The sequence below is a fragment of the Leifsonia sp. Root112D2 genome (assembly GCF_001424905.1).
Taxonomy (GTDB): domain Bacteria; phylum Actinomycetota; class Actinomycetes; order Actinomycetales; family Microbacteriaceae; genus Root112D2.
On the sequence record NZ_LMCU01000002.1, the window covers coordinates 1 to 19825 of the forward strand.

A 19825-nucleotide genomic window follows, 5' to 3' on the forward strand; every position below is an offset into this window, starting at 1 on the left:
CCAGGACTGGATCCACAGCTACAATCACCACAGACCCCATACCGGCATCGGCGGCAAATCACCCATCGACCGCGTTCACAACGTCAATGGGAAGAACACCTAGAGCACGCTGTGGATGAGCGACACCATGCGGTCTGTGCCGTCGCGCATGCCCACGCTGGCCGCCCGCTCACCCATCGCCGCCACGGCGGCGCGGTCGCCCAACAGTGCGAGCACCTCGCGCTCGACGAAATCGGGCGTGAAATTCACATCATCGACGAGGATGCCTCCCCCGGCACCGACGACTCCCGCCGCGTTGAAACGCTGCTCACCATTGCCGACCGGGTATGGGATGTACACGGCGGCGATACCGAGCGCGCTCAGCTCGCTCACGGTCGCCGCACCGGCGCGGGACACGGCGAGATCCGTCACGGCGAAGGCCAGGTCCATGCGATCGCAATAGTCGATGAGGTGGTAGCCCTCGATGCCGGGGTCGGTGAGCTCCGCGAGCCCGCCCTGCACGTGCAGAACCTGCCAGCCGGCGCCCACAATGCGTTCCGCGCTCTGCCGGATGGTGCGATTGATGCGGCGCGCGCCCAGCGACCCTCCGGTCACGAGCAACAGGGGCTTCGCCGCATCGAGTCCGAACTCGGCCAGCGCCTGGGTTCGCACGGCCACGCGATCGAGGGTCTCGATCTCGCGACGCAGTGGCATTCCCACCAGTCGTGCGTTGCGCAACGGTGTGCCCGCGAAGGCCACCCCGATGGCGCGCGCCGAACGGCTCCCCAGGCGGTTGGCGAGCCCCGGCTTCGCATTGGCCTCGTGCACCACCAGCGGAACACCCGCTCGCTTTGCCGCGAGATAGGCCGGTGCGGAGGCGTATCCGCCGAACCCGACCACCACATCCACCTCGCGCTCGGCTATCAGGGTCGTGATCTGGGCGATGGTGCGCCGCAGTCGGGGCAGAAAGGTGACGGCCGAGGCGTTCGGTCGCCGTGGAAACGGCAGCCGCGCGATGGTGAGCAGTTCATAGCCGCGCGCCGGCACGAGACGAGCCTCGAGACCCTCCGCGGTGCCGAGTACCAGGATCGTCGCATCCGGTTCGGTGTCGCGGATGCGATCGGCCACGGCAAGCAGCGGATTGACATGGCCCGCGGTTCCCCCGCCGGCAAGAAGGTACGTCGTCATCGGCGAACGCGTCCCCGGGCGGATGACACCGACGCCGCAGCCGGAGGCCGCGCGGCGGTGTCACTGTCACGCGCGTAGGAGAGCACGATTCCGATGGCCACGAGTGAAGAGATCAGGGCTGTGCCACCGGCCGAGATGAGCGGCAACGGCACCCCCAAGACCGGGAACACCCCGAGCACGACGCCGATGTTCACGAGGCCCTGGCCGATGAGCCAGACCATCACGGCCGCCGTCGTGACCCGCGCCGCCGGGTCCGTGCTCGCGTGGAAGATGCGCAGGAAGGCGACGGCCAGCAGCGCGAACAGACCGAGCACGAGGATTGCGCCGATGAGCCCGAGTTCCTCCCCGATGATGGCGAAGATGAAGTCCGTGTCTGCCGACGGAAGCCAGGCCCACTTGGAATGCGAATTGCCGAGCCCCACACCGAAGACGCCGCCGGACGCGAGGGCGAAGAGTCCATTCTGTGTCTGCCAGCCCGTGCTCATGTAGTCGCTCGTGTGCGGCTGCAGGTAGCTCATGATGCGGTCCATGCGATTCGCGCTGGTCACCACGAAGAGCAGCGCGGTGCCGCCGCCGATCAGGAATGTCACGATCAACTGGCGAAGAGGAACCCCGGCGAAGTAGAACGCACCCAGGAGAATCGCGGCCATGATCAGCACGGTGCCCAGGTCACCGCCGGCCAGCACGAGGGCTATCGCAACCCCCATGACCAGAACGGCCGGCAGTAACGTGTGACGCCATTCGGCGAGCTTGTTCTGCTTCTTGGCGAAGAACATGCCCAGCCACAGAACCATCGCGACTTTGATGGCTTCGGAGGGCTGCAGTGCGGGAAGGGAACCGATCTGCAGCCAGTTCTGGTTGCCGTTGACCTCAAGGCCCAATGGGGTTGCAACGACGAGAACCTGAAGGCCACAGGCGGCGGCAAGCGCGACCCATGCCCACCTCTTCCAGAATCGCGCAGGCAAGCGCGACGCGATCAACATCAGCGGAACGCCGATGATCGCGAACATGCCCTGTTTCATGAACTTGGCGAAGAAGTTGTTGTCGTCGATGTGCGAATCCACCGAGGAGGAGGAGAGCACCATGATGAGCCCGAAGACCACCATGAAGAGTGTGATGCCGAGCAGAAAGCCGTAATTGGCCGATTCGGCCTTGAACACGCGGCCCAGCGAAATGCGGGCCGAACCCATCGTCGTGATGGGGGGCGCCGATTCCTGGGTCGGCTTCTGCGGCGATTTCAGCGTCGCAGCTGGCCTGGGGCTTCGCACCCTAGTCGGCCTCGCCACCCGAGGCGGATTCGTCATCCGCCTCACCTCCCAGATACTCATCGACGGCAGAGGCGAAAAGACGACCGCGCTCCGCATAATCCGCGAATTGATCCATGGAGGCTGCGGCCGGCGCGAGAAGAACCGTGTCTCCCGCCCTGGCCGCTTGTCCGGCGAATCGCACCGCGGTCGGCATTACTCCCCTAGTTTCGTCGGCGTCGACCTCGAACAGGGGAAGTGTGGGCGCGTGTCGCTGGAATGCCATCCTCAGCGCTTCGCGATCGACGCCGATGAGCACCACGGCGCGCAGCCGGTCTGCGTGCCGGCTGACCAGGGCGTCGATGTCTACCCCCTTGAGCAAACCACCCGCGATCCAGATCACCGAGTCGAACGCGCGCAGCGAGGCATCCGCCGCGTGCGGGTTTGTCGCCTTCGAGTCATCGACCCAGCGGATGCCCGCCTCCTGCCTCACGATCTGGATGCGATGCGCGTCGAGACTGAACGAACCCAGGCTCTGCCTGATGATCTCCGGGCGAACACCGTAGGAGCGCACCAGGGCACTCGCGGCGAGAATGTTCGCCACGATGTGCGGCGCATCCAGCCCCGCCGCCGCAAGCTCCTCGAGCGTCGTGAGTTCGATGGCGGTGGAGAAGCGGTCTTCGAGGAATGCCCTGTCACAGAGGATGCCGTCGACGATGCCGAGATCGCTCGGGCCCGGCACGCCGAGACCGAAGCCGATGGCACGCGCCCCCTCGGCGACATCTGCCTGCCTCACCATCTGCTCGGTCGCGGCATCCGCCCGATTGTAGACGCAGGCGACGCGCGTGTTCGCATAGATTTTGGCCTTGGCATCCCTGTACCGCTCCGCAGAGCCATGCCAGTCGATGTGATCGTCGGCAATGTTGAGGCACACACTCGAGTAGGGCGAGAGCTGACCGCCAACGTTGCGATTCACCCAGTGCAGCTGGTAGCTGGAGAGTTCGACCACGAGCACGTCGAATCCCTGCGGATCCCGAATCGCGTCGAGCACCGGTATGCCGATGTTGCCGCACGGGGCCGCCCTATACCCTGCCGCCACCAGCATGGTGGCCGTGAGCTGCACGGTGGTGGTCTTGCCGTTGGTGCCCGTGACCGCGATCCAGTCGGCCGGAGTACCGACCTTGTCGCGCAGCCGCCAGGCGAGTTCGATGTCCCCCCAGACCTCTATGCCGCGTTCCTCAGCCCACAGCAGAAGCGGGTGATCGGGGTGGAAGCCAGGTGAGACGACCAGCAGCTCAGGGTCGAATTCGACCAGCCGGGTCGGCGGTTCGCTCAGCTCGGGCGCTGTCAGGAGCTCGGCTCCGATCACCTCAAGCAGGCGAGAGCGCTCCTGGCTGGCGGCGGAGGCGACGACGAGCACATCCGCCCCCAACTCGGCAAGGGTGTCCGCCGCCGCAAATCCCGTCACGCCCAGCCCGAGAACCGCCACCCGAAGGCCCCGCCAGTCGGAATGCCAACTCGTGAGTGTGGCAAGTCGATCCATCAGCGCGTGAGCCATTCAAGGTAGAAGATGCCGACACCGCCCGCGATGAGCAGGCCTGCGACGATCCAGAAACGCACGACCACCGTGATCTCCGCCCAGCCCTTGAGCTCGAAATGATGATGGATGGGGCTCATCAAAAAGATGCGTTTGCCGTGGGTCACCTTGAAGTACGCGCGCTGCACGATCACCGAGCCCGCCTCGATCACGAACAGTCCGCCGATGAGCACGAGCAGCAATTCGGTGTGGCTCAGGATCGCCAGCGCCGCTATGGCGCCACCGAGCGCGAGCGAACCCGTGTCGCCCAGGAAGATCTGCGCCGGCGAGGTGTTCCACCAGAGAAAGCCGATGAGCGCGCCGGCGATGGCCGTGGCGATGATGGCCAGATCGATGGGGTCACGCACGTCGTAACACTTGTAGATGTTGCTCGGATCGATCTTCGAGCTGAAGCAGGACTGGATGGACTGCCAGAACCCGATGATGATGTACGCGCTGAGGGCGAGGATGGACGCCCCGCTCGCGAGGCCGTCGAGTCCGTCCGTCACGTTCACCCCGTTGGAGGTTGCGGTGACGATGAAGTTGATCCAGATCAGGTACAGCACGTAGCCGACCACGACACCGATGGCACCGAGACCGCTCAGGGTTGCGAAGTTGAGGGGGGTGTCGCGAATGAACGACACGGCCATGGAGCCCGGCGTGTGGCCATCCGCCGCCTGCGAGGGAAAGTTGATGGCGAGCACGGCGAACACCGTCGCGACGACCACCTGTCCGCTGACCTTGGCCCAGCCCCCGAGTCCGAGGCTGCGCTGCTTGCGCGTCTTGAGAAAGTCGTCGATGAATCCGACGATCCCGAGTCCCACCATCATGAACAACACGAGCAGGGCAGAAAGAGACGGCACATCGTTGGCGAGCAGAAGCGAGGTGAAGTAGCCGAACAGCACGGCCAGAATGATGATGATGCCGCCCATGGTGGCGGTGCCGCGCTTGGCGTGGTGGCTCTTCGGTCCATCGTCGCGGATGAACTGCCCCCACTGCAGCTTTCTGAACAGGCGGATGAACAGCGGAGTGAGAAATAGCGTGAACGCCAGGGAGAGAGCGCCGGAGGCGAGGAGGACGATCACGAGAACAATTCTCCCAGTCGATCGCCCAGAAACCGCAGTCCTGCGGAATTGGACGATTTCACCAGCACCGTATCGCCCGGTTTCAGAGCGTTCGAGAGGTATTCGAAGGCCTGCTCCGGCGTGTCGGCATAGACCGACTCGCCGTCCCATGAGCCTTCGTTGATCATCGAGATGTGCATTCGGCGGGCGGCAGCGCCCACGACCACGATCCGGGCGATGTTGAGTCGCACCGCGAGCAGCCCGATTCGGTCATGCTCCTCGCCGGAGAATTCCCCGAGTTCGCTCATTTCGCCCAGCACCGCAACGCTGCGACCGCCCGGCTCGACGATCTGCGCGAGGGTCTTGAGCGCCGCGGCCATCGAATCGGGGCTTGCGTTGTATGCGTCGTTGATGATGGTGACACCATTCGCGCCGCCGAGAACCTCCATGCGCCACCGTTCCGCGCGATGCACCGACTCGATGCCTGCAACGATCTGCTCGAGTGGCACACCGAGCCGGTGCGCGGCGGATGCGGCGGCCAGCGCGTTCATCACGTGGTGCTCCCCCAGCACTCCGAATACAACGGGGCTGCTTTCTCCCGTCGGAAGGTGCAGGGTGAATGTGGTGCCGCGCGAGGTGGAGCGCACATCGGTGGCGCGAACATCCGCTCGATCGTCAAGACCGAAGAAGAGAACGGATGCAGCCGTCTTGTCTGCCATGGATGCCACGCGCGCGTCATCGATATTGAGCACGGCCGTGTCAGTGTCGAGCAAATCGGAGACCATCTCGGTCTTCGCGACGAGAGTGGACTCGATGCCACCGAACTCGCCGGCATGGGCAAGGCCCACCTTGAGCACGATACCGACGTCGGGCCGGGCCATACGAATCAGACGCGCGATCTCACCGATACGGCTCGCCCCCATTTCGGCGACGAGGAACGCGGTGTCTTCGGTGAGCTGCAGCATGGTGAGCGGTGCGCCGACCTCGTTGTTGAATGAGGCCTGCGGAGCAACGGTGGGTCCAACACGCTCAAGGATTGCGCGCAACAGGTTCTTGGTCGTGGTCTTGCCGTTGGACCCGGTGACGGCCACGATCTTCAGCCGGCCGAGAGCACGCACGCGGGAGACCACCTCGGTGGCGAGTGCCCCCAGGGCGAGCACGGTGTCGGCCACCACGATCTGAGGCACATCGTGCTCGAGCCGGTGGTCGACGATAAGCAGCGCCGCACCGTTCTGCACGGCCTGCGGTGCGAACAGGTGACCGTCGGTGACCTCGCCGGGCTTGGCGAAGAAGATGTCGCCCGGCATCACCTCGCGAGAGTCGGTGTGCGAGAGCCCCGAGACCAGCCTGTCGTCGCTCGGTCCTGGGCTTGGCAGCAGCAACTCGCCGTCGACGGCGTGTGCGATCTCTCGCAGACTCAGCGCGATCATTCCAGCAACCCCGCTTTGCGCAGCGCGAGCCGCGCATCCTCACGAGCCGAGTAGGGCAGGTGCTCACCGGCGACTTCACGGTAGTCCTCGTGGCCGGGGCCCGCGTACAGCAGCACGTCGCCATCGTGGGCGAGCGAGAGCGCGTGCCGGAACGCGGCACGCACATCCGCAATCTCGTACAGTTCCAGCTCGGGGACCGCGTGCCTGGCGCCCTCGATCAGGGTTCTGCGAATCGCCGCGGGGTCTTCGGTGCGCGGATGAAAGTCGGTGATGACGAGCACGTCGGAGCCACGCGCGGCTATCGCCCCCATGTCGGTGCGCTTGGTGGTGTCCCTGTCGCCGTCGGCGCCGAACATCATGATGATGCGGCCATCGGTGACCTTGCGCAGCGAAGCGAGAGTGGCCAGAAAGGCGTCGGGCGTGTGGCCGTAGTCGATGAATACCGCGGGCCCCTTCTCGCCGGAGACCCGCTCAAGCCGCCCCGGAATGAAGACGTCGATGCCGCCATCCCTCTGCAGGCTGTGGGCGATCGCCTCAACGTCGAATCCGGATTCGACAAGCATGACGATGGCCAGTGCGGCATTCGCCGCCATGTAGGCGCCGGGCAGCGGAATGCTGCTGGTGAGGCTGCGGCCATCCGGTCCGTCGAGTACGAATGCGGTCTGTCCGAGGCTCTCGCTGGTCACCGTGACCGTCCAGTCGGCGTCGCCGCCCGGTGAGGTCGACAGCGTGGTGACCGGGATTCGTGAGGCCGCCGCGATGCGCCGCCCCCAGTCCGAGTCCACCGTCACGACGGCCCGACGCGAGCGATCAGGCTGGAACAACGCGAGCTTCGCCTCGAAGTAGTCCTCCATCGCCGCGTAGTCGTCGAGATGATCGTGGCTGAGATTGGTGAAACCGGCGACGTCGAAGACCAGCCCGTCGATGCGGTGCCGGCTCAGCGCCTGAGCCGAGACTTCCACGGCGGCGGCCCGCACATTCTCTTCACGCATTCGCGCCAGCAGCGCGTGGAGTTCGCTCGCCTCCGGCGTCGTGAGGTTGCTGGTGACGGCCACATCGCCGACCCGGCGCTCCGCGGTGGAACTGAGCCCGGAGACGACACCGAGCTGGGTGAGAATGGCGTTCAGCACGTAGACGACGCTCGTCTTGCCATTCGTTCCAGTCACCGCGAACAGGGTGGCGGGGTTCTCGTCAGTGCGATAGATCCAGGCGGAGACTGCGCCGAGCGCGACGCGGGCATCCGGCGTCACAATGATCGGAAGGCCACTGTCCGCGGCGAGTCTCGCGCCTTCTTCATCGGTCAGGATGGCGGTTGCTCCGGACTCGCGGGCGGCTGCGGCAAAGCTGGCGCCGTGCGTGTGGCGCCCGGGAACACCTACGTAGAGATCGCCCGGCTGCACCGCACCCGAGCTCAACGAGACGCCACTGACCTCGACGCCGTCGAGCGAGCCGCGATTGTCGAGCTCGAAGGCCGCGACGAGCTCGGCCAGTGATCGAACGACGGGATGCTCGGGGCGCAGCGCCTGAGACACCGATGCGGTCACGGGACTCACTTTCTACGTATGCGGAAGGTTTAGTAGTACGCGGGAAGGTTCGGCGACGGCGTCGTCGACGGCTTCACCCGATACGCTTTCAACACCTGCGACATGATCGTCTTGAACAACGGTGCGGCCGCGGCGGACGTAGTAATGGTAGTCGGGTTCGCGATGTTCACCGAAACGACGTACTGCGGATTGTCGGCCGGCGCGATTCCCGTCACCGAAACGATATACGTGGACTTGTAGCCGCCCTCGCCGTTGGACTGCTGGGCGGTACCGGTCTTCGCGGCGACCCGGTAGCCCGGAATGGTGAGCTTGTCGCTGAGCTCGCCGCCGGTGACCACACTCTCCATCATGTTCACGGTCGTGTTCGCCGAGGCCTTCGACACCACCTGGGTGCCCTTGGTGGAGGGTTTCTCGGTCATGGTCCCGTCGGCCTGACGACACCCCTCGACCAGCTGCACCGGCAGTCGAACGCCGTTGTTGGCGAGCGCCTGGTATGCGCTGACGGTCTGGATCGCGGTTGCCGAGACACCCTGTCCGAAAAGCGTCGCGTACTTCGTCTGGTCGCCCCACTCCTGATACGGGTGCAGGATGCCGCCGCTCTCCGCCGGAAAATCGACGGCCGTCGGCGTGCCGATTCCGAACTTCTTCAGGTAGTCGTAGTGGGTCTTCAGTGGCAGGTTGCGACCGAGGATGGAGATTCCGGTGTTCGAGGACATCATCAGCACGCCGGTCAGGGTGAGCCGCCACGGGTCGTGGTAGAAAGCGTCACCGAGGGAGGCCCCCTGGCCGGATTCGAAGTGGAACGGGGCAAGCACGCGCGATGCCGGGGTCGCCAGCTTCTGGTCGAGCAGGGTGGCGGCCGTCAGCGCCTTGAATGTCGAGCCCGGCTCGAACGGAGAGGTGAACGCCCGCGAGCCGCGATCGTCGGCCTGCGTCGCACCGACATTGTTCGGGTCGACCGAAGGATATTCGGCAACGGCCTTGAGTTTTCCGGTCTTGGCCTCCATGACCGTGACGATGCCCCAGTTTCCGTGTAACTGCTTCACCGCCTCGGCGAGCTTCTGCTGCGCGAACCACTCCAGGTCGCTGTCGATCGTCAATACGACTTCCCCGCCGTCCTTGGCCTTCTTCGTCACGACCGTGCTGCCGGGAATGGCGACGCTGTCGGCACCGCGCTGGTACACTTGTTCCCCATTGGTTCCGGAGAGGCAGGCGTTCTGGGCCAGTTCGAGCCCGGCCTGCGCCTTGCCGTCCGATCCGACGAAGCCGACCAGGTTGCCCGCAACGGCGCCATCGGGGTAGGTGCGCGCCTGCTGCCGGGTGGGGTACAGCCAGGGGATGTTCAAGGCGTTGAGCTTGTTGAGCGTCGTGACGTCGACGCCCTTGACGACGGATGCGTACAGCGATTTGGGGTTGCCTGCCAGCGAATCCGTGATGATCTTCATGACCGCGGCGCCGCCCTGCCCCGTCGCCTTGCCTATCGCGTTGGTGTCGCGGGTCAGCTCGCTCTTTTTCTCGAGATTGGCCACGTATGGCGAGACCGAGAAGTCCCAGCGCAGCACGCTGTCGGCGAGCGTCACCCCATTGGCGTCGACGATGTCGCCGCGCACGCCCGCGATCGTCTGGGTGACCGAGCGGCCATTCGTGGACTTCTTGTTGAGTTCGGCGGCATTCACGACCTGGATGTCGACGAGCTTGACGAGAAAGACCCCCATGACGGCCAGGAGCGCAACCACCGTCAGCGCCGTGCGCCGGCGCATCGACTTTTTGGTCATCACGCTGATCGGCTCCCCCACTCGGCTGTCGTCAGTGCGTTACCGGAGACGGCAGCGCACCCTTGAACGGTACGGTCGCATCCGGTTGCGTTGTGCCAGGCGCGCTTGTGCTTGCCGAATTCTCAGCCTTCACCGTCTTCACCGGCGGCTGCACGGTTGCTCCCGTGCTCTGCTCGGTCACGAGAGGAACTCCGGCGAGCAGCGAGTTGGGTACGAGACCGCCGGTCTTGCCCGTCGCGGTGACGCCGTCGGCGGGGGCGCCGGCGGGAGAGCCGAGCACGGCACCATCCGACAGGCGCAGGTAGACCAGATTCGGGTTGCTCACCATGCCGAGCGCCGTGGCGTTGGCCGCGAGGCTCTGCGGAGACGAGATGCGGCTGAGGTCCTCCGTTGCGGACTGGTAGTTGCGCTGCAGGCTCGTCTGTTCCCCCTGCAGGGATTCGATCTGATACGCGCCCTGCGAGACCACGATGCTCAGGAGCAGCTGGGTGACGATGATGGCAAGAAGGGTGCCTATCGCGATCATGGCGTACACGGTGCGCGGGCGAGCCTTGCGCTGGCTGCGCGTCGCGACGACCTCGAGGTGGCTGCCGCGCTCCTCCCGATCAAAGCGGGGTGAGGGCTTCGCCGACCAGGCGTCGCTGAATCCCTGTGCCAATGGTGTGCTCACGAGAGCCTCCTCACACGTTCTGCCGCCCGCAGTCGCACGGGTGTCGCCCGCGGGTTGAGTGCTTTTTCTTCATCGCTGGCCTGTTCCGCACCACGGATCAGGAGTTTCAGTTCGGGGCGGTGTTCCGGCAGCTCCACCGGAAGACCCTGTGGCGCACTCGAGCTGCTGCCGGCCGCGAGTATGCGCTTGACGATGCGATCTTCGAGCGACTGGTAGGCCATGACGGCGATGCGACCGCCCACAGCAAGCGCATCGATAGCCCGGGGAACGGCGCGTTCGAGATCGGCCAGCTCCTGGTTCACCTCGATGCGCAACGCCTGGAAGACCCGCTTGGCCGGATGCCCCTGCCGTTGCACGGCGACGGGCGTCGCTGCGGTGATGATCTCGACCAGCTGCGCCGAGCGGGTCAGCGGATGCGTCTGCCGCGCCTCAACGATGCGCCGGGCATACTTCGGTGCGAGTCGTTCCTCGCCATAGTCCTTGAAGATGCGGCGCAGCTCGCCCTCGCTGTATTCGGCGAGGATGCGCTCGGCCGTGAGCTCACTGGTGGAATCCATGCGCATGTCCAGCGGAGCATCCTTGGAATAGGAGAAACCGCGATCGACGCGATCCAGCTGAAGCGACGAAACCCCGAGGTCGAAGAGCACGCCGTGCACCTCGCCAATGCCGAGTTGCGCCAGTGCACCGTCGATGCCGCCGTAGACCGTGTGCACCAGCCTGACGCGGCTTCCGAAGGGCGCCAGCCGCTCCCCCGCGATCGACAGCGCCTGCGGGTCGCGGTCGAGACCGACAAGAGTGAGTTCGGGAAAGCGGGCGAGGAAGGCTTCGGAGTGGCCGCCCATGCCGAGCGTGGCGTCCACGAGAACGGCACTCGGCCCCGTGAGTGCGGGGCCGAGGAGTTCGATGCTGCGTTCGAGGAAGACCGGGGTGTGGAGCTGGTTCGCTGCCATGATGACGGGGAGCCGAGCCCCTGATTCCTGATCCCCATCCATTGACGACCTGGCACCGGGGAAGTGTGTCAGGGCGTGTGAATGGCTGGGAGTCAGGCACCAGGCGCTAGAAGAGTCCCGGAATCACCTCCTCCGCGGTGTCGGAGAACACGCTCTCCTGCTCGGCCAGGTAGGTCTCCCATGCCCCGGCGTCCCAGATCTCGGCCCGGCTGCCCGCGCCGATCACCACAAGTTCGCGTTCGAGGCCCGCATAGGAACGCAGCGCACCCGGCACCGTGACTCGGTGCTGTTTGTCGGGAGTCTCCGCGCTGGCGCCCGAGAGGAAGACACGCAGGTAGTCACGCGCCTGCTTGCTCGTCACCGGAGCCTGGCGGATCTTCTCGTGCAGCGACTCGAATTCCCGCTGGCTGAAGACATAGACGCAGTGCTCCTGGCCACGCGTCATCACGATGCCGCCGGCGAGTTCGTCACGGAACTTGGCCGGGAGGATGATGCGGCCCTTTTCGTCGAGCTTGGGGCTGTGCGTGCCGAGAAACATCGGCGCCTCCCCTCGCTCTGCGGCCGCGATCTGGCCGTTACTCCACTTTACTCCACAATGATCCACGATTCAATGGATTTGAAACCGTTTTGGCAAAATGCGTCGCCAAAGCCCAATAAATTATTGGTGTGTAGTGGTGGAGGGAAATGGAAGGGCAGGGAGCAGAATGCGACGAATCACACCGAAATCGGCGCTCGCCCGGCGCACGAGGGCATGAAAAAAGGGCCGATCATCAGATCGGCCCTTCGGGTCTCGCGAGAAAAGTCAGGCGGCTAGTGCTCGCCGTCCTGACGCTTGTCCCATCGTTCATTCAGCCTGTCCATGAAGCCGGCCTGGCCGGCGCCGTGCGAGGCACGTGCTTTGCTCGTCGGCTGACCGGCGGGAGGCTCACCCACACTTCGCGATGGCGCAATCGCCACCATCACACCGACGAACATCAGCACAAAGCCGACGATTCCGACGATGGCGAGCTGGGTCAGGACTCCCGTGAGCAGCGCAGCGATGCCGACCACTATGACGAGAATGCCCAAGACTATCGACCGGTACGCGGGGCGACCTCTGCGCCCACCGACCTTTGCCACGAAGTCGGCATCGTTGTGGTAGAGATTGCGCTCCATCTCTTCGAGGAGGCGCTGCTCATGCTCTGAAAGCGGCATCCTGTTCCCCCCTCTTTCGGGTTCAACGCGTTGTAACTGTCAATTCTAGTGCTGTCGCGATAGCTAGGCTAGGCACGTGGCCGAAAGCACCAGTCTCGCTGAGCTTATTCAGCTCAGAATTGATGAGTTTCTCGCCGACCGCACTTCTATTCTCGCCTCTGTCGGGGCAGATCTGGCACCGGTGAGCGAGTTCTCTCGGGAGTTTCTCAGTGGCGGCAAACGTTTTCGTGCCCAGTTCTGCTGGTGGGGCTGGCAGAGCGTGCGCGCGGAGGGCACCGCGAGCGACGAGGCGGAGGCTGCGCGCGCGCTGCGCTGCATCGTGTCGGCGGCAAGTGCGTTGGAGCTGTTCCACGCCGCGGCACTCGTGCACGACGACATCATCGACAAGTCCGATACCCGCCGTGGTGCGCCCAGTGCCCACCGTCGCTTCGAAGATCTGCACCGCGCGGCGGGATACGCCGGCGAGGCCGCCGACTACGGCCGATCCGCCGCCCTGCTGCTCGGCGACCTGCTGCTCGGATTCAGCGACGAGCTCTTCGACGATGCGCTGGCCGATCTTGACGACACGGGGGTCGCCCGGGCGGCCCGGCGTGAGTTCAATCGCATGCGCCTCGAGGTAACGGCGGGGCAGTACCTCGACATCCTCGAGGAGAACGCGTGGAAGGTTCATCCCGAAGAACAGCAGCTGTCACGTGCAGAACGCGTCGTGACCTACAAGTCGGCCAAGTACAGCGTTGAGGCACCGCTGGTCATTGGAGCAACCCTTGCCGGCGGCACTCCCGATCAAATCGACGCCCTGCGCGCATTCGGCCTGCCCCTTGGCGTGGCCTATCAGCTGCGCGACGATCTGCTCGGCGTTTTCGGCGACAGCGCGGTGACGGGAAAACCCAGCGGTGACGACCTGCGCGAGGGCAAGCGCACCATTCTGATAGCCCACGCACGCCAGGCGCTCCCCACGGGCTCCCGTCACGTGCTCGATGACCTTCTCGGCGACCCGGCTCTCGACGCCGATCAGGTGCGGATGCTGCAACGCACCATCGCCGACAGCGGAGCCATCGACCGCGTCGAAGAGCTCATCGACGAGAACGTCGCAAGCGCACGCGCCGCCATCGACGATGCGCCCCTCACCGACAGCGCCAGGGAACACCTCGGCCGGCTCACCACGACGGTGACCCGCCGCACGTTCTAGGGCACGCGAACCGCGCGCGAACGGCTACGCGAGCGCCTGGGCCACACGACGCACCTCGGCCTTACGGCCAGCACGCAGCGCGTCGATCGGCGCGGCACCGAGCGTGTCGTCGGACTCGAGCAGCCAGGCCACAGCCTCATCGTTGCTGAAGCCGTCGTCGCCGAGCAGCATCAACGTTCCGCGCAGTTCGCTGAGCGGCTCTCCGTCGCGAATAAAGTCGGCCGGAACCTTCAGCACACCATCGATACGGACGGCGGCAAGGTGTCGGTCTTCAATCAGTCGGCGAACCCGGCCCACGCCGATGCCGAGGATGTCTACGAGGTCGGGAATGGTCAGCCACTGGCGGGCTGCTGCGTCGTCGGTCACACCACAAGCCTGCCACGGACGCGGCGCCAGCGTGCGCACGGCCGATTGTTACAATCGCGTTAACTCAAATCACTTGCGCCTCGGTAATTGACTCCTCTATAAATGTGTGCCAGCTTTGTGTGGGACGACGACACCACAACGGGGGCCTTTCATGGCGATCACCGATCTGCAGGGCACGACCGGGCACCACACTTCCGCGGCGCGCATTCCGCGGCACGCCGCGCCCACCGCCTTCGGCAGGCGTTCTCGCAGCCTGATCTTCACGGTTCCGCTCGTCATAGTCGGAACCATCGCCGCCTCCCTCAACCTCGCGACTCCCGCCCAGGCGTTCGCCCCCGCCAAGCGCGTGGACAAGGCCAAGAGCGGCACGACGACGATGACGAAGACCGTGCGCGGCGCCGTGCACGCGACATCCGCTGCCCCATCCGTCTCGGTGGGCGTGGTCACAACGGCGGCCGTCGCTCCTCGCCACTACACGGTTGCCGAGGGCGACACCATCAGTGGCATCGCGGGCCACTTCGGCCTGGCAACAGCGAGCGTGCTCGCCCTCAACGGACTCAGCTGGAAGAGCCTCATCTTTCCCGGCCAGGTACTCGCCCTGACCGCAGCGGCACCGGTCGTTGCGCAGGCTCCCGTGGCGCAGACCCTTACCCGGTACACGGTCGTGGCCGGCGATACGATCAGCGGAATTGCCGCGGCGCACGGCGTCTCAACCCAGGCCGTGCTCAGCGCCAACGGGCTTTCCGCGTCCAGCATCATCTTTCCCCGGCAATCGATCACGATTCCGCGCGGCACCGTCGCCGCTCATGTGCACGCCGCGAAGCCCGCGCCCGTCGCGCCCAAGCCTGCTCCGGTACGCGCGTCATCCGTCGTGCCGTTCACGGCCGAGATGCGCCACAACGCGGCGATCATCGTGGCTGTCGGCCGCAAGGACGGCGTGCCCGATCAGGGCATCGTGATTGCGCTGGCCGCGGCCATGCAGGAATCGGGCCTGCGCAACCTGGACTACGGCGACGCCGACTCGCTCGGCCTGTTCCAGCAACGGCCGAGCACGGGCTGGGGCCCTGCGGCCCAGATCATGGATCCCGCCACGGCTGCGCTCGCGTTCTTCGGCGGCGCGAACAATCCGAACCCGGGAAGGACCCGCGGCCTGCTGGATATCGACGGCTGGCAGAAGATGACGCTCACCCAGGCGGCCCAGGCCGTTCAGATCTCCGCGTACCCCACCGCGTACGCGCAGTGGGAGGCTCCCGCGCGCGCCTGGCTCGCCGCCATCGGCTGAGAATCCGATCCGTGATTTCGGGTCGCTTAACACCGACTTCACGGTGTTTTATCCGGGTTGCGGGCGCACGCATCCATAGACTCGATCCGTGACCTCTGCCCAGACCGACCCGATGATCGGCCGTCTCATCGACGGCCGGTATCAGGTGCGCTCGCGCATCGCCCGGGGCGGCATGGCCACCGTGTACCTCGCGACAGATCTGCGGCTCGAGCGTCGGGTCGCCATCAAGATCATGCACGGCCATCTGGCCGACGACTCCTCCTTCAAGAACCGCTTCGTGCAGGAGGCCAGGAGCGCGGCGCGGCTCGCGCATCCGAACGTCGTGAATGTGTTCGACCAGGGTCAGGACTCCGACATGGCCTATCTGGTCATGGAGTACCTGCCAGGCATCACGCTGCGCGACCTGCTCAAGGACTACGGCAAGCTCACCTCCGAGCAGACCATCGACATCATGGAGGCGGTGCTCGGCGGTCTCGCGGCAGCGCACCGCTCCGGCATCGTGCACCGCGACCTCAAGCCCGAGAACGTGCTGCTGGCGGATGACGGGCGCATCAAGATCGGCGACTTCGGGCTGGCGCGCGCGGCATCCGCCAACACCGCCACCGGCCAGGCGCTGCTGGGCACCATCGCCTACCTCTCCCCCGAACTCGTGACCCGCGGCGTTGCGGATGCCCGCAGCGACATCTACGCGCTCGGCATCATGATGTACGAGATGCTCACGGGCGAACAGCCGTTCGTCGGCGAGCAGCCGATGCAGATCGCCTACCAGCACGCCAACGACTCGGTGCCGACGCCCAGCAGCAAGAACCCGGCCGTGCCCGTCGAACTCGACGAGCTGGTGCTGTGGGCGACGGCCAAGGAACCGGATCACCGCCCGATCGACGCCGGCGCGATGCTCGACCGCCTCATCGAGGTGGAGAAGGTGATTCGCGGCGAATCGGATGCCACGAGCCTGCAGCCGACCATGCTGCTAACGCCGACGTACACCGGCTCCGACGACGACACCCAGATTCTCAACTCCGCGGTACGCACCCACACCGCGGCCACGGCGCCGAACACCGTGGAGATTCTCACGAAGACGGCGAAGCGACGGCGAGGCAAGGGCTGGCTGCTGTTCGTCTTTCTGCTGCTCGTCGCCGGCCTCGCCGGGGGCACCGGCTGGTACTTCGGGGCAGGTCCTGGATCGATGGTTCAGGTGCCCGAGCTGGCGTCGAAGACCGAGGCGGTGGCGACGTCGACGCTGCAGGGTCTGGGCTTCGAAACCGACACGAAGCAGGTCTACAGCCTGACCATAGCGAAAAACCTGGTTACCGGCACCGAGCCGGGCAAGGGCAGTTTCGTGCACAAGGGCGGCACGGTGACGATAGACGTGTCCAAGGGCCCGCAGCCGATCGACTTACCCACGCTTGCCGGCCTCACCCAGGCGAAGGCTACCGAGGCCATCACGGCGCTCAAGGCCAAGGTGGGCGACAAGGTCGACCAACAGTTCAACGCCACGGTGGCCAAGGGCCTGGTCATTTCGGCGGCGACCGCCGACGGCACCGACGTCTCGAAGGGCGGCAATTCGTTTCAGGGCATCACGATCAACCTCGTGGTCTCGCTCGGCGCGATTCCGGATGTCACGGGCAAGTCCCTCGATGACGCCAAGCAGACGCTCACCGGCGTCGGCCTCGTGGGTGAGAGCGGCGCCCAGGAGTACAGCGACTCGGTGGCCGAAGGCAAGATCATCAGCGCCGCCCCGAAGAACGACGGCCCCGTGCGCGCCGGCGACTCGATCCTGCTCAACGTGTCGAAGGGGCCGCAGCTCTTTCCCATCCCTGACGTCGTTGGAAAAACACGAGACGACGCCAAACAAGTCTTGACCGATGCTGGTTTCAAGGTCTCGTATTCAGCGTTCTGGGACGGCATACCCAATGGCTTGACGCAGGTTAAGACGATGTCACCGGATGCAAATTCTCAGGCCAAGAAGGGTACAACAGTCACGCTTGGGATAACCGCTTCAGGCTAACCAGCGGGGTATCCATCGCCCAGCAGTAGAGAGTTGCGCTGGTTGAGGAGCGCGAGGAACGAGCGCGTCTCGAAACCAGCCCGCGCGAGCGGGTTTCGAGCCGCTCGTTCCTCGCTCCTCAACCAGCGGGGTGCGGATACGGGTCAGTGGCGGTGGGCGCCGAGCTCTTCGGCGACGAGGAAGGCCAGCTCGAGCGACTGCATGTGGTTGAGCCGCGGGTCGCAAAGCGACTCGTAGCGCGTGGCCAGCGTTGCCTCGTCGATCTGTTCCGAACCGCCCAGGCACTCGGTGACGTCGTCGCCGGTCAGCTCCACGTGGATGCCGCCCGGGTTCGTTCCCACCGCACGGTGCGCCTCGAAGAAGCCCTTGACCTCGTCGACGACGTCATCGAAGCGCCGCGTCTTGTAGCCGGCGGGGGTCGTGAGTCCGTTGCCGTGCATCGGATCGCTCACCCACAGCGGCGTCGCATCCGCGCCCTTGATTCGCTCCAGCAGTGGCGGCAGCGCGTCACGAATCTTGCCTGCACCCATGCGCGTGATGAACGTGAGCCTGCCGGGCTCGCGATCGGGGTCGAGCTTGTCGATGAGCCGCAGCATGTCGTCGCCGCTGGTCGTCGGGCCGAGCTTGACGCCGATAGGGTTGCGCACCCGGGAGAGGAAGTCCACGTGGGCTCCGTCGAGCTCGCGCGTGCGCTCCCCGATCCACACGAAGTGCGCGGAGGTGTTGTACGGCGTTCCCGTGCGGGAGTCAATGCGGGTCATCGGGCGCTCGTAGTCCATGAGCAGCGCCTCGTGGCTGGAGTAGAACTCGACCCGCTTCAGCTCGTCGAAGTCGGCGCCGGCGGCCTCCATGAACTTGATGGCGCGGTCGATCTCACCCGCAAGCCCCTCGTAACGCTGGTTGGCCGGGTTCGCGGCGAAGCCCCGGTTCCAGCTGTGCACCTGGCGCAGGTCGGCGAAACCGCCCTGCGTGAACGCGCGGATGAGGTTGAGGGTCGACGCGGCCGTGTGGTAGCCCTTCACCAGCCGACGCGGGTCTGCCGCGCGCGACTCAGGGGTGAAGTCGTAGCCGTTCACGATGTCGCCACGGTAGGCGGGAAGCGTGACGCCGCCGCGGGTCTCGGTGTCGCTCGAGCGCGGCTTGGCGAACTGGCCGGCCATGCGACCCATCTTGATGACGGGTACGGATGCGCCGTAGGTGAGCACGACGGCCATCTGCAGCACGGTCTTCACCCTGTCGCGAATCTGGTCGGCGGTGGCACCGGCAAACGTCTCGGCGCAGTCGCCTCCCTGCAGCAGGAAAGCCTTGCCCTGGGCAGCCTTGGCAAGCCGATCGCGCAGCTGGTCGACCTCGCCGGCAAAGACAAGCGGGGGCAGCGTGGCGATCTCGGCGGATGCCGCGTGCACGGCATCCTCATCGCTCCAGTTCGGCTGTTGCTTGATGGGCAGCGAACGCCAATAGTCGAGGCCGGCAATCACAGACTCATCAGCCAAAACCACGGGCTCGTCAGGATCAACCACGGCGCTCTTCTTCTCGTTAGGGGCGCACCGGCGCTATGACGGACGCCGGGCCATTCGGGCATGCCTTGTGGGGCACTGACTGTGCCGGATCCTCGAGGACCGCAGCATAGGGTACCGAGCCTATCGTGAAAGGCTCGCCCGCTTCTCTTTCACGCTGGAGGCGTAGACGTCGACATATTCCTGCCGGCTGAGCGCGTGGAGTTCATACATGATCTCGTCGGTGATGGAACGCAGAATGTACCGGTCGCCCTCCATGCCTTCGAAACGCGAGAAATCGAGCGGCTCGCCCACGATCATTCCGATGCGCATGATCTTCGGCAGCCGTGTTCCCGTGGGCATGGCCTTCTCGGTGTCGATCATCACGACGGGAACCACGGGCACCTTGCCCTCGAGAATCATGCGGGCAACCCCCGTGCGCCCGCGGTACATCTTGCCGTCGGGGCTGCGGGTCCCCTCCGGGTAGATTCCGAGTACGTCACCGCGGGCGAGTACGCCCAGCCCGGTGTTCAGCGAATCTTCGGATGCCTTTCCACCCGAGCGATCGATCGGCAGCATACCCGTGGCGGTCATGAAGTTCTTCGTGAGCCAGCCCTTAAGCCCCTTGCGGGTGAAGTAGTCGCTCTTGGCCAGAAACGACACGCGGCGCCTGATCAGCAGCGGCAAAAAGACGGAGTCGATGAACGACAGATGGTTGCTGGCCAGAATCACGCCGCCGTTTTCGGGGATGTTCTCGAGGCCGACCGTCCAGGGCCGAAAGACACTCTTCAGCAGCGGCCCGACGATCAGGTTCTTCAAGATCCAGTAGATCATCTAGTCCTCGACCCCCTTGAGCGAGCGTGCACAATC

General features: G+C 65.4%; 18 protein-coding genes. 4 read left to right on the forward strand and 14 right to left on the reverse strand.

Annotated elements, in window-relative coordinates:
- Positions 1-103, forward strand: a 103-nt coding sequence (locus ASC63_RS16355; RefSeq protein WP_157487724.1) for an integrase core domain-containing protein, incomplete at its 5' end; no start/stop codon positions are given.
- On the opposite strand, the gene ASC63_RS13870 is transcribed toward ASC63_RS16355, so the two are convergent.
- The 11 genes from ASC63_RS13870 to ASC63_RS13920 all read right to left on the reverse strand — a co-directional run bounded on the left by ASC63_RS13870 (position 100) and on the right by ASC63_RS13920 (position 12614).
- Positions 100-1167: a UDP-N-acetylglucosamine--N-acetylmuramyl-(pentapeptide) pyrophosphoryl-undecaprenol N-acetylglucosamine transferase gene (locus tag ASC63_RS13870; protein ID WP_055815605.1), complete on the reverse strand. Its 1068-nt coding sequence runs from the start codon at positions 1165-1167 to the stop codon at positions 100-102. The genes ASC63_RS16355 and ASC63_RS13870 overlap by 4 nt on opposite strands.
- Positions 1164-2471 carry a putative lipid II flippase FtsW gene (ftsW, locus tag ASC63_RS13875; RefSeq protein ID WP_055815608.1) on the reverse strand — a complete coding sequence of 436 codons (1308 nt, stop codon included), beginning with the start codon at positions 2469-2471 and terminating at the stop codon, positions 1164-1166. Before ftsW ends, ASC63_RS13870 begins: the two co-directional genes overlap by 4 nt.
- Positions 2437-3969: a UDP-N-acetylmuramoyl-L-alanine--D-glutamate ligase gene (gene murD, locus ASC63_RS13880; protein ID WP_055815610.1), complete on the reverse strand. Its 1533-nt coding sequence runs from the start codon at positions 3967-3969 to the stop codon at positions 2437-2439. Before murD ends, ftsW begins: the two co-directional genes overlap by 35 nt.
- A complete protein-coding gene (gene mraY / locus ASC63_RS13885) occupies positions 3954-5072 on the reverse strand; it encodes a phospho-N-acetylmuramoyl-pentapeptide-transferase (RefSeq protein ID WP_055815613.1) in 1119 nt (372 codons plus the stop codon). The genes murD and mraY overlap by 16 nt, the downstream gene beginning before the upstream one ends.
- The gene (locus tag ASC63_RS13890) at positions 5069-6481 is read right to left on the reverse strand and encodes a UDP-N-acetylmuramoyl-tripeptide--D-alanyl-D-alanine ligase (protein WP_055815616.1); all 1413 of its coding nucleotides are present in this window, start codon (positions 6479-6481) and stop codon (positions 5069-5071) included. The genes mraY and ASC63_RS13890 overlap by 4 nt, the downstream gene beginning before the upstream one ends.
- The gene (locus ASC63_RS13895) at positions 6478-8025 is read right to left on the reverse strand and encodes a Mur ligase family protein (RefSeq protein WP_055815619.1); all 1548 of its coding nucleotides are present in this window, start codon (positions 8023-8025) and stop codon (positions 6478-6480) included. The genes ASC63_RS13890 and ASC63_RS13895 overlap by 4 nt, the downstream gene beginning before the upstream one ends.
- A 29-nt stretch (positions 8026-8054) precedes the next feature.
- Entirely contained in the window at positions 8055-9800 is a 1746-nt protein-coding gene (locus ASC63_RS13900) for a peptidoglycan D,D-transpeptidase FtsI family protein (protein ID WP_235492373.1), read from the reverse strand.
- Positions 9801-9831: 31 nt separating this feature from the next.
- Positions 9832-10470 carry a hypothetical protein gene (locus ASC63_RS16420; protein WP_055815622.1) on the reverse strand — a complete coding sequence of 213 codons (639 nt, stop codon included), beginning with the start codon at positions 10468-10470 and terminating at the stop codon, positions 9832-9834.
- Positions 10467-11420 carry a 16S rRNA (cytosine(1402)-N(4))-methyltransferase RsmH gene (gene rsmH / locus ASC63_RS13910; protein WP_055815625.1) on the reverse strand — a complete coding sequence of 318 codons (954 nt, stop codon included), beginning with the start codon at positions 11418-11420 and terminating at the stop codon, positions 10467-10469. The genes ASC63_RS16420 and rsmH overlap by 4 nt, the downstream gene beginning before the upstream one ends.
- Before the next feature lie 106 nt (positions 11421-11526).
- The gene (gene mraZ / locus ASC63_RS13915; protein ID WP_055815628.1) at positions 11527-11958 is read right to left on the reverse strand and encodes a division/cell wall cluster transcriptional repressor MraZ; all 432 of its coding nucleotides are present in this window, start codon (positions 11956-11958) and stop codon (positions 11527-11529) included.
- A gap of 272 nt (positions 11959-12230) precedes the next feature.
- Entirely contained in the window at positions 12231-12614 is a 384-nt protein-coding gene (locus ASC63_RS13920; RefSeq protein WP_055815631.1) for a DUF3040 domain-containing protein, read from the reverse strand.
- 76 nt (positions 12615-12690) lie between these two features.
- Here ASC63_RS13920 and ASC63_RS13925 point away from each other — a divergent pair, with 76 nt between their 5' ends.
- The gene (locus ASC63_RS13925) at positions 12691-13803 is read left to right on the forward strand and encodes a polyprenyl synthetase family protein (RefSeq protein ID WP_055815634.1); all 1113 of its coding nucleotides are present in this window, start codon (positions 12691-12693) and stop codon (positions 13801-13803) included.
- A gap of 24 nt (positions 13804-13827) precedes the next feature.
- Here ASC63_RS13925 and ASC63_RS13930 read toward each other — a convergent pair whose 3' ends face one another.
- The gene (locus ASC63_RS13930) at positions 13828-14169 is read right to left on the reverse strand and encodes an Rv2175c family DNA-binding protein (protein ID WP_055815638.1); all 342 of its coding nucleotides are present in this window, start codon (positions 14167-14169) and stop codon (positions 13828-13830) included.
- A gap of 151 nt (positions 14170-14320) precedes the next feature.
- Between ASC63_RS13930 and ASC63_RS13935 the strand changes: the two genes are divergently transcribed.
- Positions 14321-15451 (forward strand): LysM peptidoglycan-binding domain-containing protein, encoded by a 1131-nt coding sequence (locus tag ASC63_RS13935; protein WP_082487845.1) that lies wholly within the window; start codon positions 14321-14323, stop codon positions 15449-15451.
- Positions 15452-15539: 88 nt separating this feature from the next.
- Positions 15540-17459, forward strand: a complete 1920-nt coding sequence (gene pknB / locus ASC63_RS13940; protein ID WP_055815641.1) for a Stk1 family PASTA domain-containing Ser/Thr kinase — start codon at positions 15540-15542, stop codon at positions 17457-17459.
- Positions 17460-17602: 143 nt separating this feature from the next.
- On the opposite strand, the gene ASC63_RS13945 is transcribed toward pknB, so the two are convergent.
- Positions 17603-18979, reverse strand: a complete 1377-nt coding sequence (locus ASC63_RS13945; protein ID WP_055815644.1) for a class II 3-deoxy-7-phosphoheptulonate synthase — start codon at positions 18977-18979, stop codon at positions 17603-17605.
- Positions 18980-19099: 120 nt separating this feature from the next.
- Complete coding sequence (locus ASC63_RS13950; protein WP_055815647.1) at positions 19100-19789, reverse strand: lysophospholipid acyltransferase family protein; 690 nt, start codon at positions 19787-19789, stop codon at positions 19100-19102.
- Positions 19790-19825: the final 36 nt, after the last annotated feature.

Excerpts from the sequence above, each read along its gene's own strand:
- ASC63_RS13870 (WP_055815605.1), bottom strand. The coding sequence starts at position 1,167 with ATGACGACGTACCTTCTTGCCGGCGGGGGAACCGCGGGCCATGTCAAT.
- ftsW (WP_055815608.1), bottom strand. The coding sequence starts at position 2,471 with ATGACGAATCCGCCTCGGGTGGCGAGGCCGACTAGGGTGCGAAGCCCC.
- murD (WP_055815610.1), bottom strand. The coding sequence starts at position 3,969 with ATGGCTCACGCGCTGATGGATCGACTTGCCACACTCACGAGTTGGCAT.
- ASC63_RS13890 (WP_055815616.1), bottom strand. The coding sequence starts at position 6,481 with ATGATCGCGCTGAGTCTGCGAGAGATCGCACACGCCGTCGACGGCGAG.
- ASC63_RS13900 (WP_235492373.1), bottom strand. The coding sequence starts at position 9,800 with ATGACCAAAAAGTCGATGCGCCGGCGCACGGCGCTGACGGTGGTTGCG.
- rsmH (WP_055815625.1), bottom strand. The coding sequence starts at position 11,420 with ATGGCAGCGAACCAGCTCCACACCCCGGTCTTCCTCGAACGCAGCATC.
- mraZ (WP_055815628.1), bottom strand. The coding sequence starts at position 11,958 with ATGTTTCTCGGCACGCACAGCCCCAAGCTCGACGAAAAGGGCCGCATC.
- ASC63_RS13920 (WP_055815631.1), bottom strand. The coding sequence starts at position 12,614 with ATGCCGCTTTCAGAGCATGAGCAGCGCCTCCTCGAAGAGATGGAGCGC.
- ASC63_RS13935 (WP_082487845.1), top strand. The coding sequence starts at position 14,321 with ATGGCGATCACCGATCTGCAGGGCACGACCGGGCACCACACTTCCGCG.
- ASC63_RS13950 (WP_055815647.1), bottom strand. The coding sequence starts at position 19,789 with ATGATCTACTGGATCTTGAAGAACCTGATCGTCGGGCCGCTGCTGAAG.